Below are 16,000 nucleotides of genomic sequence, written 5' to 3' on the forward strand. Positions count from 1 at the left end.
AAGAAATGAATTTATTAAAAGATGACGTTTCTCAACTTATAAAAAAACTTGCAATACCAGCAAGTGTTGGGACATTATTTCAAACATTATACACTTTAGTTGATACTTTTTATGCTGGGAAAATTTCACCTGAAGCTTTATCTGCATTAAGCAAATCCTTTCCAATCTACTTTCTAATTATTGCCACGTCTATTGGTGTCACTGTTGCTGGGACTTCATTAATTGGTAGTAGTATTGGGGAAAAAAATGAAAAAAATGTATTAGGTTATTTTACAAATATCATTCTTTATTCAGTAATAATTTCAATAATTGTATCAATAATTGGCTTTAGTTTTTCTGAAAAATTATTTTTAACCATGAATTCATCGAGAGAGGTAATTACTCTTGGCCTTGAGTATACTAATGTAATATTTTATGGAACTATTCTCTTTATTCTGGTTGTTGCTTTAAATTCATTTCTACATGCTGAGGGAGATACAGTTACATACAGAAATGCTCTTATATTATCTTTTTTTTTAAACATTTTATTAAATCCAATATTTATATTTGGATTTTTATTTATCCCAGCTTTTGGTGTTGCGGGTATAGGTTATGCAACTTTGATTGCCCAATTTCTTTCTCTAATAATCGTTTTAATTAAATTGTTAAAAAATAAACGTATTAAAGAGATCAATATCCAAAATTTTAAGATTAAATTTTTCTACATTAAAAACATTTTCTTCCAATCAATGCCAATCACAATAGCTATTCTTGGATACTCAATTGCTGCAACGATTGTATTTACTTATGTTGCATTTACAGGAGAATATGCTGTAGCTGGTTATGGGGCAGCAACAAGGATAGAGCAGGTTGTCTTACTGCCTGTATTAGGGATAAATACAGCAATAATATCAATTATTGCACAGAATATAGGTGCCAAATATTATGATAGAGTAAAGCAATCTTATTTTACATCAGTAAAATACGGCTTGATTATAATGTTAGCGTCTGGAGTATTGGTGTTTGTAACTGCAGATTTAATGCCAAAATTTTTCTCATCTAACACGGAAGTTATTCGATATGGGTCAATATATTTAAAAATTTCTGCATTTATCTTACCAGCATACCCAATTTTTTTTCTATCAAATGGTTTCTTTATGGCTTTAAAAAAATCTGAGAAAGCAATGATTAACAATATTTTAAGGAACGTTTTGGTTCCATTTTTATCTTATTATATAGCACGTTCTATTGATGCAGACTTTAAAACTTTCTTTTATATCTGGGCAATATTGCAATGGTTAATATCAATCTTACTATTCTTTTATGTTAAATATTATATTAACAATAAATTAACTATCGGTTAATGTTTTATACAAAAAAGAAATTAATAATTTTGATAATTATTTCATCTATATTTTTTATACTTACATATAACGATGTAAGATCTGAAAATATAAATAAAATCTCAGGTTTTGTTAAAGTTGTTGATGGAGATACAATCAAGATTAATTCAAAAAAAATTCGATTATACGGTATTGATGCACCTGAAAAAAAACAAAAATGTAAAAAAACTTATTTAACAATATCTTTTATGTCTTTCACTAAAGATTATATGTGTGGAGAAGTATCTACTCAAAAGTTAATTAAAAAGATTAATAATCAAAAATTGAATTGTAATATTATAGACGTTGATAGGTATAAAAGGTTAATAGGTGAGTGTTTTAAAAGAAATATAAATTTAAATTCTTGGATGGTTTCAAATGGTTATGCAGTAGCATATAGAAAGTATTCTAAAAAATATATTTCTGATGAAATTAATGCCAAAAATAACAAATTAGGTATTTGGCAAGGTAAATTTGAAATGCCGTGGGATTATAGGCGAAAAAATTAATCTTTATAATCTTGAAGAGCTATCTTCCATCCATTCCCAAAGGTGTTTAGCAAATGATCTTCTAACAAATAAATTAACAATATTTTCGTCCTTATTGTGAATAATAACATCTATATGATTTAGCAAAGTTTGAGTTGTTGACCCTTTTTTTTCGCGAAATAAGTTAAAATTAAAAGGACATCCTGAGGAAAAAAGTTCATATATTTTTTCACCTTTTATCTCTAATTGAACAAATTGGTCAGTTACATCAGTTACTGCTCCTAATGATGTTTTTGAAATATTGTTAAATAATGTATTATTTAATTGGTATGTATTGGTTTCTTTGCTAGTAGTCTCATTTGATACAATCATCCATTCATCTGGACTTAACCATATCGCAGTAAGTTTATCACTAGATGAAGATGTATTCGCCTCAGTTGGCAAAATCATATTTAAAGTTTTTCCTACATTTGTAAAAAATTCTCGTGTTTTACCTCTTAAATTTAATTTCATTATTGGTGCAATTTCTTTTATGGAAACACCGTTGTTATTAATTTCACTATTTGTTACTTGATTATAACTAAGCATTTAATCTTTCATTAGTTTGATCAAAAAAAATTGGATTTGAAACAGTTACATTAATTGTTTTATCTTCCATAGGAATAAATAGTTTTTTACCCATCATATCTTTTCCACCTCTGACAACGGCTAGAGCTATAGATTTATTTAAATTTGGACTAAAGTAACTTGACGTAACATGACCAAGCATTTCAACAGGTTTTTTATCTAGTTCAGAAACAATTTGCGCTCCTTCTTCTAATACAACCTCAGGGTCATCTGTTAATAATCCCACCAATTGTTTTCTGTCTTCTCTCATCGTATCGGATCTGTATAGAGATCTTTTACCAATAAAATCATATTTCTTTTTACTAACAATCCAATCCATTTGTAAATCTATTGGAGTCATTGTTCCATCTGTATCTTGGCCAACAATAATAAAACCTTTTTCAGCTCTTAGTAAGTGCATCGTTTCTGTACCATAAGGAGTAATATTAAATTCTTTACCAGCCTCTATACATTTCTCCCATAGAGCTTTTCCATAACTTGCTTGCACGTTAATTTCAAAACTTTGTTCTCCTGTGAAACTTATTCTCATAATTCTGCAAACAATACTTCCAATTTTTGCTTCTTTAAATGACATGTGTGGAAAATTTTCATCAGACAAATCTAAATCAGGAATAATTTTTTTAAGAATTTTTTTACTATTAGGGCCACACAAACTTGCTGTAGCAAATTGATCTGTAACTGAAGTTAAATACACATCTAATTCTGGCCATTCAGTTTGAAGATAATCCTCTAATTTTCCAAGAACGTTTGCTGCACCACCAGTTGTTGTTGTCATTAGATAGTGATTTTCACCTAATCGTGTTGTAACACCATCGTCATATACCATGCCATCTTCATTTAACATTAAACCATATCTACATTTGCCAATACCAAGTTTTGACCATGCGTTTGTATAAACTCTATTTAAAAACTCTGAGGCATCACTTCCTTGTATATCAATTTTACCAAGTGTGGACGCATCCAATATTCCTGAACTTTCTCTTGCAGCTTTGCTTTCTCTTTGAACTGCTTGGTGCATAGTTTCACCATTCATAGGGTAGTACCAAGCTCTTTTCCATTGACCAACATTTTCAAATTCTGCTTTTTGTTCAACATGCCAATCATTCATAGGCGTTCTTCTAAAAATATCAAAAAACTTACCAACATTACGTCCTACAATTGTTCCAAATGTTAAAGGAGTGTATGGAGGTCTAAAAGTAGTCGTTCCAAGTTCTCCCATCTTAACACCTGCTGTATCTGCTATTATTCCCAAAGCATGCATATTTCCTAATTTTCCTTGATCAGTTCCCATCCCAGTTGTTGTATATCTTTTGACATGTTCAATAGATCTGAAACCCTCTCTTAAAGCTAATTTTATATCCTTCGCAGTTGCATCATTTTGATAATCAACAAAAGGCTTAGTTTTGCCTAAAGCTTTATCAGACGGTAATAACCATATGTTTCTTTTTGAAATCTCTTGGTCATTATTAACAGTAATATTTTCGAAATCTGTTTTATTTATATCTAAAAAATCTTTTAGTTTTTCATTTAAGTTTTTAAGTATTTCATCAAGCTTAAAATCACCACAGCAAGATCCAACACTTATTTGATCTGAATTATTTTTATTTGGAATAAATATTTTTTTGTCCTCGTCAAAAGCAAGTTTGCTACCTGACTGAGTATATAGATGAACAGCTGGAGTCCATCCACCAGCAACCCCTAAACAATCGCATGAAATAGAAATTTTATTTCCAGTTACTGAAGTTCCATCATTTGATAGTTTCATTATTGAGACATTGTTTAATCTTTTATAACCAGAGGTATCAACAACTGTATGTTCCCAGTATATTTTTATACCTGCATCAATAACTCTTTTTTCTAAATTTGTTTTGGATTGCTTTCTAATATCAACTATTGCCTCAACTTTAATACCTTTATCGTTTAATGAAAGTGCACTTTCATATGCACTGTCATTATTTGTAAAAAATACAATCTTACTACCACAGGCTACACCATAAAAATCACTATATTTTTTAATTGCAGAAGAAAGCATTATTCCAGGTCTATCATTATTATTAAATACCATCGGTCTTTCCAAAGCACCTGTTGCCAAAATTACCTTCTTTGCTCTTATTTTAAGTAATCTTTGTCTAATTTTATTTGTCTTATCTTTTTTTTCTAAATGATCTGTTAAGTTCTCTCTTGCAAGCAAATAATTATATTGATGGTAGGCAGCAACACTTGTTCTAGTTTTTATTTCTAAATTTTTAATATTTTTAAGTTCTTCAATTTCTTTTTTTAACCATTCAGATGAAATTTTATTATCAATTTTATTACTTTCATTGTTTTCATAAATAGTTGATCCTCCTAATTCATTTTTTTCATCTAAAAGTAAAGTTTTGTAATTATTCTTCGCAGCATTTTTGGCTGCTAGAATTCCAGATATACCTGCGCCAACTACAAGAACATCACAATGAATATTTCTGTGATCGTAAATGTCAGGATCTTTTAACGTTGGTGATTTTCCTAATCCTGCTGAGTGTCTTATAAAGTATTCATATTTTTCCCAGAAGCTTGCAGGCCACATAAATGTTTTGTAATAAAATCCTGCTGGAAGTAGGGGTGATAAAAAATTATTTATTCCACCAATATCAAAGTTTACACTTGGCCAGCAATTTTGACTTGATGCCTCCATTCCTTCATATATTTCAACTTCAGTTGCCCTAACATTTGGTTCAGTTCTATTAGTATTTGGATTAATTTGAACAATTGCATTTGGCTCCTCAGAACCTGATGTCATTATACCTCTTGGTCTATGGTATTTAAAACTCCTACCTACTAAATGAACATTATTTGCCAATAAAGCAGAAGCAAGAGTGTCTCCTTTAAATCCATAATAAGTTGTACCATTAAATTTAAACGAAACTCTTGTTGTTTCATCAATATAATGACTAGATTTAACTCTTAAATTTTCTGACATTTGTTTTATATCGATGGGGGTTTTTCTCCCATTTTATAGATTGCTTTAATCTCATCATTCGAAGTGTCTCTAATCATATTAAACCATTTACGACAACCATGAGCATGGTTCCATCTTTCATATTGAACACCTTTAATATTTTTTCTCATAAATAAATATTCTGCCCATTCATCATCACTAAGTTCTGTCGGTTGTTTTGGTCTTTCAATATGAGCTTCACCACCAGCTTTAAATTCTTGCTGATCTCTCTCACCACAATATGGACAATTAATAACAAACATTAGTGAGCAACTGCTGCAGCGCCATGTTCATCAACAAGGTCTCCACTTACAAATCTATTTAAATTAAATGCTGCGTTGAGTTTGTGTGGCTCATCATTAGCAATTGTGTGTGCAAATAAATCTCCTGATCCAGGTGTAGCTTTAAAACCCCCTGTACCCCAACCACAATTAAAATAAAGTCCTTTGATAGAAGTTTTGCTTAATATTGGACTTGCATCAGGACAAATGTCTACTATTCCTCCCCATTGTCTTAGCATTCTCATTCTGCTGAAAATTGGATACAATTCTAAAATAGCATTTAGAGTTCCCTCGACTATTTGATGACTTCCTTTCTGAGTGTATGAAACATAATCATCTGTTCCAGCGCCAATAACTAATTCACCTTTATCAGATTGACTTACATAAGCGTGTACAGCGTTTGACATAACAACTGTATCTATAATTGGTTTCACAGGTTCTGATACTAGTGCTTGAAGAGGTTTGCTCTCTAGAGGAAGTCTTATTCCAGCCATATTAGCAATCACACTTGAATGCCCAGCTGCCACAACTCCAATTTTTTTTGTTTTAATAAATCCTTTTGTTGTTTCTATACCTTCAACACTATCACCATTTCTTTTTATACCTTTTACTTCACAATTTTGAATTATATCAACACCCATTTCATCAGCACCCCTAGCATAACCCCAGGCAACAGCATCATGTCTTGCTGTACCAGCTCTTCTTTGTAATGTACCACCAAGTACAGGATATCTTATATCTTGAGATGTATTTATAATTGGACAAAACTTTTTAACTTCTTTTGTACTCAAGTAAACAGCATCAATGCCATTTAGTCTATTTGCGTGTGTTCTTCTTTTTAAATCTCTTACATCTTGCAAATTGTGAGCAAGATTCATTACACCTCTTTGACTAAACATTACATTGTAGTTTAACTCTTGAGATAATCCTTCCCAAATTTTTAGCGCGTGATCATAAAGTCCAGCACTAGCGTCCCATAAATAATTCGATCTAATAATTGTTGTGTTACGACCAGTGTTTCCTCCACCAATCCATCCTTTTTCAACAACGGCAATATTTTTCATATTGTGTTTTTTTGCTAAATAGTATGCTGTCGCTAAACCATGACCACCTCCACCAACTATGACAGCATCATACTCTTTTTTTGGAGTAGGGTCTTTCCATGCTCTTTGCCAATTCTCATGGTATGAAAGAGCGTTTTTGATTAACGAAAATACTGAGTATTTATTTCCCATAATAATTGAATAATTACTTTATAAATATTGAATTTTCAATAAAATCACTTATTACACAATGTCATACGGAGAGATGGGTGAGAGGCTGAAACCAGTCGTTTGCTAAATGACCGTGCGAGGAAACTTGTACCGAGGGTTCGAATCCCTCTCTCTCCGCCACTAATATAAAGGCTGATCTTTAAAAAAATCTTTCATTACTATTGGATTTTGTTCCAGTACATATCTGTACACATTATAATTTTCCAATACACGCTGAACATAGTTTCTAGTTTCTCTAAATTTAATTAGCTCAACCCAATCAACATAATTTGTTTGTTTTTTTTGTGGATCCTTATTTAATTTTTTCCAATATTTAACTCTATTTGGACCAGCATTGTACGCAGCTATTGCAAATGGATAAGCACCATCATATTGCTGAATTAAACCAGCAATATAATGAGACCCTAAATTTATATTGTACTCTGGATCGGTTGTTAATCGAGATTTTGCATAAGGAAGCTTTGCTTGTTTAGCAACTAATTTTGCTGTGTAAGGCATTAATTGCATTAACCCTTTTGCACCCGCATGACTATTTGCTTTTAAGTCAAATTCACTTTCTTGTCTTATAATTGATAAAATTAATGCACTTTCAGGAATCTTTCTTCCATTAATGTATTTAGGTGTGCTTATTAATGGATAATTGTATTTGTTGTGAAATCTTTTTTGATAAGAGGCAATTTTTGATACTTGTATTGCAAAATCATATCTACTGATACTTGTAGCAAGTTCAGCAGCTAAAAGTTCACTGCCTTCAGAAACGTTATCATTAGCAAGATGTCTTAAGATAAATTTTGTATACTTGTCTTTATCTAATTCATGCAAAAGATGTGTGATTTTTACTAATTCTTTATTAAAAAAAGCTTTTCTATATTCATCTTCAACCAACATTGTTTTATCAAGTTCAAATTTTCCATTAGGATTAATTTTTAAAAATGCTAGTTGTCCGTAATATGTAGTTAAATATTTTGTAGCCTCTTTATACCATTTTTCCGATCGATCTTTATCTTTTAGTTTTTCATATGATCTGCCTAACCAATATGCGCCCCTAGAAACACTTATTGGATAATTAACATTATCAAAAAAGTTTTTAAAATGATCTTTAGCAAGAAGTGGATCATTTAAAAAACTTAGTGCTATCCAACCACTCATCCATTCTGCTTCAGCAAATTCAGATCCTTCAGACATTCCGTGATTGCTACTAATTTTATAAGCTAGTTCATATTGTTTTTTATAAATTAACTTTCGAGAAATGATTTCTCTTTCTTTCCACCATTTGTCAGGTCTAACTAAATAATCTTTATCATTTCTTATCTTGAGCAAAATTTCAGTAGAAGACTCCAATCGTCCTTTTTTTCTTCTCCACTTTAAACGATCATAGTTTAATCCAGCATCGTTTTTAAATTTATTTGGAACATTTTTGATTGCTTGATCTACACCGTATCCCTTGGTCATTAAAATATGTCTTGCTGTATAGAGCAATTCATAGTCTTTAGGTAAATATCTGATTAGTCTTTTTAAATCCCAATGATCACTATTCCATGCAAGATAATCAGCTCTCTTAATATAGTCATTTGCATCAAGATATTTTTTATATTTTTTTCTGAAAAACTTTAACTCATTTTTTGATAAATCTGCAGAAATCCATCCATTTTTAATTAGAGCAATACCTTTTACTTTGTCTCCTGATAAAATATGACTTTCACCTAAAATCATTTTACCATATCCACTTAAAGGTTCATTTTTTGAAAACCAATTGATTATTTTTTTTGGAGAAACTTTTTCCGTCGAAAGTTTATGCTCAGCCAAATATCTCAATCTATCTATTCTTGGATAATCTGAATTTTCTTCGATAAAGACTTGGTAATCAAAAAATGACTCTTGATTACCTGTAGTTAATAAATGTCTCCATTTTATAAAATTATATATAGATCTATCTTTAGCTTTTTTTGAGATTTTAATTGCAGATTTCCACTGGCCTTTTTGCATTTCGCCAATAGCTTTTTTTGCAATCCCAAAATCTTTTTTATTATAAAATTTAGAAATTTTTACTGTTTCTGAATTAATTAATCCTCTAATAACTGGTTTTTTTTTAGGTAAAAGAAAACTAAGTTTGGTTTCTTTTTTAGCTACCTTTTTCTCAACTTTAACTTTTGAAGGTTTTTTTAGAGGTTTGATTGTGTTTAATATTATTTTTTTATTTAATTCCTCAGAGGATAGCGATGGTTTTTTTAAAGGTACAATCTGTGCACCACTGAAATTAAAGCTAATCAAGGAAGTTATTATTAAAAATAATAATTTTTTAATCATAATCTTTTGGTATATGAATCTTTAAACTATGTTATAAGTATTTATGTTCAAAGGATCAAATGTTGCTTTAATTACGCCGTTTAAAAACAATCTCTTAGATGAGGAGGCGTATATTAAATTAATACATTTTCATATTGAAAATGGAACTAGTGGGCTTGTACCTGCTGGTACAACAGGAGAATCCCCAACATTAAGTCATGATGAACATCAAAAAGTAATTGATCTCTGCATAAAAGAAAGTAATGGAAAAATTCCAGTTATAGCTGGAACAGGTTCAAATTCTACTGAGGAAGCTATTTCTTTAACTTCACACGCTGAAAAGGCAGGTGCAAATGGTGCTCTAATCGTAACACCTTATTATAATAAACCTACTCAAGAAGGTTTGTACCAGCATTATAAAGCTATAAATGACAAATGCGGGATACCAATAATAATTTACAATATACCAGGTAGATCAGTTATTGATATGAATGTTGATACAATGGCAAGACTGTTCGAGTTAAAAAATATAGTTGGTGTAAAAGATGCCACTGGAGATTTGGATAGGGTTGATCAACAGTTATCAAAAATGGGTAAAGAATTTGTTCAATTGACTGGTAATGATGACAATGCGCTAGAATTTAATAAAAGAGGTGGAGTAGGTGCAATAAGTGTAACAGCAAACATAGCACCAAAACTTTGTTCAGATTTTCAAAAATTTTCTAAATCTGAAAATGATATTGGTGAAGCTGAAAAATTAGATAAAATTTTACAGCCAATTCATCATTCAATGTTTGTTGAAAGTAATCCTAGTCCAGTAAAATATGCTGCTAAATTATTAAATCTATGCGAAGATGATGTTAGATTACCTCTGGTAAAAGTTACCGAACAAACTAAGGAAATTGTTAAAAAGTCTCTTCAGTCAGCAAAATTGATTTAATGAACAAAAAAACCAATTCTGGTTTAAAAATAATTTGTTTAAATAGGAAAGCTAGTTTTAATTATTTTTTTGAGGATATTTTAGAAGCAGGAATTGTTCTTAAAGGTTCTGAAATTAAATCAGTAAGAGATGGAAAAGTTAATATAGCAGACTCTTATGCAGTTGAAAAAAAAGGAGAAATAATTTTAATTAATTCTCACATTTCACCTTACAAACAAGCAAGTTATTCCAATCATAACCCAACTGATGAAAGAAAGTTACTGCTTAATAAAAGAGAAATAAATAAATTAATTGGAAAAATGCAAAGAGATGGATTTACTATTGTTCCAACAAAAATGTATTTTAAAAAAGGGAAGGCCAAAATTGAATTAGCAGTTGCTAAAGGAAAGAAGCAATACGATAAAAGAGCAACAAAAAAAAGTAGGGACTGGAACCGTGAAAAGGCGAGATATATTAGAAAATCAAGCTAAAATTGTTTACTTAGGTATTGGCTCTAATTTAGGGGATAGAAAAAAAAATATAGAAATTGCAAAATCTCACTTAAGCGAAAATAATCTGGATTTTTTATCTATCTCAAGTTTTTATGAAACACTTTCATGGCCAGACCCCAAAAAACCTAAATTTTTAAATGTAGTTATCAAGGCAAAGTTTTGTTTTGATCCAGAAAGTCTCCTTAAAATATGTAAGAAAATTGAAATTTTATTAGGAAGAAAAAAGAGTAAAAAAAATGATCCTCGTGTTTGTGATATTGACATAATCGACTTTCATAAAAAGGTTTTAAAAATAAAAAACAAATTAACTTTGCCCCATAAGCTTATGCACAAAAGAAATTTTGTACTTATCCCTTTTTTTGAAATTCAAAAAAAATGGCATCATCCAATTATTAAAAAAGATATTAAAAGCTTGATTTCTTCACTCCCTGAAGCAGACATTAGGTCTATTAAACAAATTTAAATTAATGTTATAATAAAGTTATGCTGAATTCTAATGAACTAATTAATAAAGTTAAAAATTATAATAAATTTTTAAATCCTGAAAAATTAGATAAAGCTTATAATTTTGCTGTAAAGGCCCATAAGAGTCAAAAGAGAGCTTCTGGTGATCCTTACTCTGTACATCCAATTGAAGTTGCAAATATTTTAACAGAGTTAAAATTAGACAGTGCCACAATTGCTACTGGGTTGTTACATGATACTATTGAAGATACCTTTGCAACCTACGAAACAATAAAAGCTGAATTTGGTGATGAGGTTGCTGATCTTGTAGATGGTGTTACTAAAATATCTGTTTTTGAAAATACAGCTGGATCAAATTCTAAAGTAGAAAACTTTAGAAAATTAATTTTAGCAACATCAAAAGATATTAGAGTTTTGTTAGTAAAAATTGCAGACAGATTACATAACATGAGAACGATTAAAGCAATTACAAAAGAGGAAAAAAGACAAAGGATTGCACAAGAAACAATGGAAATTTATGCTCCACTGGCAGATAGAATGGGCATGCACAGAATACGTGATGAGCTTGAAGATTTGTCATTTGAAATTTTAAATTATGATGCGAGGAAATTAATAAAAAAAAGACTTGATGAAATAAAATTAGATAGAAAAGATATTTTTGAAGAACAATCATATGAGCTTAGCGAAATATTGAATGATCATAGAATTAATGCTGAAATATATGGAAGAGAAAAAACTCCATTTTCAATATGGAGAAAAGTTCAAAAAAAAAGAGTTTCATTAGAGCAGATAACAGACATCATTGGTTTTAGAATTATATTAGATACTATTGATGACTGTTATAAAACTCTTGGTATATTTCATAAAAAATGGAACTGTATTCCTGGTAAATTTAAAGACTATATCTCTTCGCCTAAAATAAACGGATATAAGTCAATTCATACTTCTGTTATCGGTTCAAATAAAAAGCCTATAGAGATTCAAATTAGAACAACAGAAATGCATGACTTTGCACAAAGAGGTGTTGCATCGCATTGGCAGTATAAATCTTCTGAAAAATTTAATTCATTAAGTTGGAAAGAGTATGATTGGTTAAAAGATTTGGTTGAAATTATTGAAAAAAACGAAAATCCTGAGGACTCGTATGAGTATACAAAGCTTCAAATGTTTCAGGAAAATGTCTTTTGCTTTACACCAAAAGGATCTGTAATTAAATTACCAAAAGATGCAACAGCAATCGATTTTGCTTATGCTGTTCACACTAAAATTGGTAATTCTGCAATTGGATGTGAAGTAAATGGAAATAACAGTGAATTACAAACAATATTAAGAAATGGTGATAGGGTTAACATTCTCACATCTAAAAATAGTTCACCATCTTTGCATTGGATACCTACTACCAAAACAGGTAAAGCAAGAGCTGCTATTAGAAGATATTGGCATGATAAAGGTGAGCAAAAAGAGGAAAAAACAAAAAAATATAACACTACACTATGGATTTCACTACCAGATAAACCTGGTCAACTTGGTGATATAAGTTCTTTAATTGGAAGTCATAAACTTAACATTTCTAATTTAGAGATGGCAGGTAAAAACCCAAACTATATTAATTTTAAATTTAGATTAATAATTAGAAATCTTAAGAATTTTACAAATTTTATTGCAGAGCTAAAGCAAAAAGGTATAAAATTTAAGATAATTAGACACGAAGAAAAAAGAAATGCATTCACTCAAAAAATCCTTAAATATTTTAAAAAAGACTGATGCGTTATTAGAAGGACATTTTGTTTTATCCTCAGGACTACACTCTCCAAAGTATATTCAATGTGCTAAACTTTTAAGCTTTCCTAATTTAGCTGACAAAATTTGCAAATCATTAGCAAATAAAATTAAAAAAAATTTTAAAAAAATAGATTTAATACTTGCTCCTGCAATGGGTGGTGTGATCATAGGTTATGAAATTGGTAAAATTTTAAAAAAAGAAACAATTTTTTGTGAAAGGGTGAATGGAAAATTTACTCTCAGAAGAGGTTTTAGTATAAAAAAGGGAGCAAATGTTTTGATTATAGAAGATGTTATTACGACTGGTAAATCCAGTTTGGAATGTGTGAAACTAATTAAAAAATCAAACGCAAAACTTGTTGGATTTGCCTCTATAATTGACAGATCAACAAAAAAATCTTTGAAGATTAAAAATAAAATTGTTTCTCATTTAAAAATAGATGTGCCCAGCTATAACCTTAAAAATATACCTAAATCTCTAAAATCAATTCCCATTACCACTCCAGGAAGTAGATTTATTAAGTGAAAAGACTAGGTGTAAATATAGATCATATTGCAACCCTGCGTAATGCACGTGGTGAAAAACATCCCAATCCAGTTTTTGCAGCAAAAAAAGTTATAAAATTGGGTGCAGACTCCGTAACTATTCATTTGAGAGAAGACAGAAGGCACATAAATGATTTAGATACAAAAGAGATTTGTGCTTTGAACAAAGTGTTAGTGAATCTTGAAGTCTCAATGAATAGTGAAATAATTAAAAAAGCTTTAAGATATAAACCAAATTACATTTGTATTGTTCCAGAAAACAGAAAAGAAATAACTACAGAAGGTGGTTTAAATGTAAAAGATTATTATAAAAAATTAAAAGAAATCATTTTTAAATTTAAAAAGTCAAATATTAGAACTAGTTTATTTATCAACCCCAATTTAAACGATATTAAACTTTCAAAAAAATTAAATGTGGATTGTGTTGAAATTCACACTGGAAAACTAGCTAATTATGTTAAATCGCATAATAATTTTTCAAACGAATTAAATAGAATTAAAAAAAGCTCAAAACTTGCATCTAAGCTAGACTTAGAAGTACATGCGGGTCATGGTTTAGATTACAAAACGACCAAAATTTTAACAAAAATTAAAGAAATCGAGGAATTCAACATAGGACATTTTATTATTGGAGAGTCGATATTTTATGGGCTACCCAAAGTAATTAAAGATTTTAAAAAAATTATTAAAAATTAATGAAAATTTTAGGTATTGGAGTTGATGTAATTGAAAATAAAAGAATTAAAGAAGCTATAAAAAGTAAATCTTTTATTAATCGAGTTTATAGTGTGAGAGAACAAAGACAATCAAACTTAATAAAGAATAAAGTATCCTTTTTTTCAAAAAGATTTGCAGCAAAAGAAGCATTTGCAAAAGCTATGGGTACCGGATTTAGAATGAAATTGAACTTTAAGGATATAGAAGTAGTTAACGATAAAATGGGTAAACCAAATTATGTTACAAACAAAAAAATCACCAAGATAATCCAAAATAAATTTAAAATTAAAAAATATAATTGTTTTCTATCCATTTCAGATGAAAAAAAATATTCAACAGCATTTGCTATTATTCAATCATAATGAAACTAGATAAAAACTTTTTTTCAGAAAATATAAAAACTTTATTTTATGCTTTGATAATTGCAGTAATAATTAGATCACTTTTAGTGCAACCTTTTTATATACCTTCTTCTTCGATGGAACCCACATTACTTGTAGGTGACAGATTATTTGTTACGAAATATTCATATGGGTATAGTAAACATTCTTTCCCTTTTAGTCCGCCAATACTTAGTAAAAGAATAATGTTTAAAAGTCCTGAAAGAGGCGATGTAATTGTATTTAAAACACCAGCTGACAATAGAACAGATTATATAAAACGTTTAATTGGGCTGCCAGGAGATAAAATCCAGTTTATTGATGCCAATCTATATTTAAATAGTAGCGAAATACTTAAATCTAAAATTCCACTTAAAACTAAAATTTATTGTGGTGACACAACAATAGACGTTTTAAAGTTTGAGGAAAAATTACCTAATGGTAAAAAATTTCATACAGTTTATTTAAAAAATTACACCTATCAAAATTCAGATATTTTTACAGTTCCAGAAGATCATTATTTCTTTTTAGGTGATAATAGAGATTGTTCTAAAGATAGCAGATTTCTTTCAAGTGTTGGTTATGTTCATAAAGATAACTTGGTTGGTAAGGCTCAATTTATTTTTTTCTCATCTGATAAAAAAATAGGAAGTTTTATTGAATTTTGGAAATGGCATAAATCTATAAGATTTAAAAGAACCTTTAATGTTATTAATTAATGAAAATAAAGTATCAAGAACTAGAAAAAAAAATAAATATAGTTTTTAAAAACAAAAATTTATTAGACCAATCTCTTACTCATAAAAGTTTTAATTCCTCTAAAAATAATGAGAAAATTGAATTTTTAGGTGATCGTGTACTAGGACTAGTCATGGCTAAAAAATTATTAGAAATTTATCCTAACGAAAAAGAGGGAATACTTGATAAGAAATTTGCTTCACTTGTTAATAAAAAATCTTGTCTTGAAATTGCAAAATCAATTAATTTAGAAAAATATATAAAAACTTTTAATCCAAGAAATAAAAAAATAAAAATTGAAGATAAAATTATTGCAGATAGTTGTGAAGCTTTAATAGGAGCAATTTATCTCGATAAAGGTTTTAATATTGTTGAAAAATTTATTTTAAAGCAGTGGGAAGCAAAAATTAGTGATAGCGTTGTTACAGAAATTGACGCCAAAACAAAGTTACAAGAACAAACATTAAAAAAATTTAAAAGTCTTCCTAAATACAAATTAATCTCAAACACTGGACCAAGACACAAACCTGTATTTAAAGTAGGAGTAAAATTACCTAATACAAAATACTTTATTGGCATTGGCAATTCCAAAAAAAATGCCGAACAAAGTGCTGCCACAGAGTGTTTAAATAGTTTCAATAAATAAT

At 29.4% G+C, this 16,000-nt stretch carries 16 protein-coding genes and 1 tRNA gene; 12 read left to right on the plus strand and 5 right to left on the minus strand.

All coding sequences use genetic code 11. The annotated features are described in order from the left end of the window. Positions 1–5 precede the first annotated feature (5 nt). Together ACTTAO_RS06945 and ACTTAO_RS06950 are read left to right on the plus strand one after the other, a co-directional pair. Positions 6–1,343: an MATE family efflux transporter gene (locus ACTTAO_RS06945; protein WP_440691613.1), complete on the plus strand. Its 1,338-nt coding sequence runs from the start codon at positions 6–8 to the stop codon at positions 1,341–1,343. Further along, a complete protein-coding gene (locus ACTTAO_RS06950; protein ID WP_440691615.1) occupies positions 1,343–1,870 on the plus strand; it encodes a thermonuclease family protein in 528 nt (175 codons plus the stop codon). Before ACTTAO_RS06945 ends, ACTTAO_RS06950 begins: the two co-directional genes overlap by 1 nt. A gap of 3 nt (positions 1,871–1,873) precedes the next feature. On the opposite strand, the gene ACTTAO_RS06955 is transcribed toward ACTTAO_RS06950, so the two are convergent. The 4 genes from ACTTAO_RS06955 to ACTTAO_RS06970 are packed head-to-tail and all read right to left on the minus strand — an operon-like array spanning position 1,874 to position 6,969. Further along, positions 1,874–2,437: a sarcosine oxidase subunit gamma gene (locus ACTTAO_RS06955; RefSeq protein ID WP_440691617.1), complete on the minus strand. Its 564-nt coding sequence runs from the start codon at positions 2,435–2,437 to the stop codon at positions 1,874–1,876. Beyond that, positions 2,430–5,435: a sarcosine oxidase subunit alpha family protein gene (locus ACTTAO_RS06960; RefSeq protein WP_440691618.1), complete on the minus strand. Its 3,006-nt coding sequence runs from the start codon at positions 5,433–5,435 to the stop codon at positions 2,430–2,432. Before ACTTAO_RS06960 ends, ACTTAO_RS06955 begins: the two co-directional genes overlap by 8 nt. Positions 5,436–5,440: 5 nt before the next feature. Further along, positions 5,441–5,716 carry a sarcosine oxidase subunit delta gene (locus tag ACTTAO_RS06965; protein WP_075506763.1) on the minus strand — a complete coding sequence of 92 codons (276 nt, stop codon included), beginning with the start codon at positions 5,714–5,716 and terminating at the stop codon, positions 5,441–5,443. Beyond that, positions 5,716–6,969 (minus strand): sarcosine oxidase subunit beta family protein, encoded by a 1,254-nt coding sequence (locus ACTTAO_RS06970; RefSeq protein ID WP_440691620.1) that lies wholly within the window; start codon positions 6,967–6,969, stop codon positions 5,716–5,718. The genes ACTTAO_RS06965 and ACTTAO_RS06970 overlap by 1 nt, the downstream gene beginning before the upstream one ends. 67 nt (positions 6,970–7,036) lie before the next feature. Between ACTTAO_RS06970 and ACTTAO_RS06975 the strand changes: the two genes are divergently transcribed. Beyond that, positions 7,037–7,128 (plus strand) — tRNA-Ser (locus ACTTAO_RS06975). Here ACTTAO_RS06975 and ACTTAO_RS06980 read toward each other — a convergent pair. Continuing rightward, a complete protein-coding gene (locus ACTTAO_RS06980; protein ID WP_440691621.1) occupies positions 7,129–9,315 on the minus strand; it encodes a lytic transglycosylase domain-containing protein in 2,187 nt (728 codons plus the stop codon). It abuts the tRNA gene before it with no gap. Positions 9,316–9,358: 43 nt separating this feature from the next. Here ACTTAO_RS06980 and dapA point away from each other — a divergent pair, with 43 nt between their 5' ends. The 9 genes from dapA to rnc are packed head-to-tail and all read left to right on the plus strand — an operon-like array spanning position 9,359 to position 15,999. Then, positions 9,359–10,234, plus strand: a complete 876-nt coding sequence (gene dapA / locus ACTTAO_RS06985; protein ID WP_075506760.1) for a 4-hydroxy-tetrahydrodipicolinate synthase — start codon at positions 9,359–9,361, stop codon at positions 10,232–10,234. Next, positions 10,234–10,704, plus strand: a complete 471-nt coding sequence (gene smpB / locus ACTTAO_RS06990) for an SsrA-binding protein SmpB (RefSeq protein ID WP_262589143.1) — start codon at positions 10,234–10,236, stop codon at positions 10,702–10,704. The genes dapA and smpB overlap by 1 nt, the downstream gene beginning before the upstream one ends. After that, positions 10,670–11,188 (plus strand): 2-amino-4-hydroxy-6-hydroxymethyldihydropteridine diphosphokinase, encoded by a 519-nt coding sequence (gene folK, locus ACTTAO_RS06995; protein ID WP_262589144.1) that lies wholly within the window; start codon positions 10,670–10,672, stop codon positions 11,186–11,188. The genes smpB and folK overlap by 35 nt, the downstream gene beginning before the upstream one ends. Before the next feature lie 20 nt (positions 11,189–11,208). After that, positions 11,209–12,954, plus strand: a complete 1,746-nt coding sequence (locus ACTTAO_RS07000; RefSeq protein ID WP_440691623.1) for a RelA/SpoT family protein — start codon at positions 11,209–11,211, stop codon at positions 12,952–12,954. After that, positions 12,911–13,498 (plus strand): orotate phosphoribosyltransferase, encoded by a 588-nt coding sequence (gene pyrE, locus ACTTAO_RS07005; protein ID WP_440691624.1) that lies wholly within the window; start codon positions 12,911–12,913, stop codon positions 13,496–13,498. The genes ACTTAO_RS07000 and pyrE overlap by 44 nt, the downstream gene beginning before the upstream one ends. After that, positions 13,495–14,214 (plus strand): pyridoxine 5'-phosphate synthase, encoded by a 720-nt coding sequence (locus ACTTAO_RS07010; protein ID WP_440691626.1) that lies wholly within the window; start codon positions 13,495–13,497, stop codon positions 14,212–14,214. The genes pyrE and ACTTAO_RS07010 overlap by 4 nt, the downstream gene beginning before the upstream one ends. Next, complete coding sequence (acpS, locus tag ACTTAO_RS07015; protein ID WP_440691628.1) at positions 14,214–14,597, plus strand: holo-ACP synthase; 384 nt, start codon at positions 14,214–14,216, stop codon at positions 14,595–14,597. The genes ACTTAO_RS07010 and acpS overlap by 1 nt, the downstream gene beginning before the upstream one ends. Continuing rightward, the gene (gene lepB / locus ACTTAO_RS07020; RefSeq protein WP_262589151.1) at positions 14,597–15,334 is read left to right on the plus strand and encodes a signal peptidase I; all 738 of its coding nucleotides are present in this window, start codon (positions 14,597–14,599) and stop codon (positions 15,332–15,334) included. The genes acpS and lepB overlap by 1 nt, the downstream gene beginning before the upstream one ends. Further along, positions 15,334–15,999 (plus strand): ribonuclease III, encoded by a 666-nt coding sequence (gene rnc / locus ACTTAO_RS07025; protein ID WP_440680741.1) that lies wholly within the window; start codon positions 15,334–15,336, stop codon positions 15,997–15,999. The genes lepB and rnc overlap by 1 nt, the downstream gene beginning before the upstream one ends. Position 16,000: the final 1 nt, after the last annotated feature.

Source organism: Candidatus Pelagibacter sp. HIMB1782 (assembly GCF_052047475.1).
Taxonomy (GTDB): Bacteria; Pseudomonadota; Alphaproteobacteria; order Pelagibacterales; family Pelagibacteraceae; genus Pelagibacter.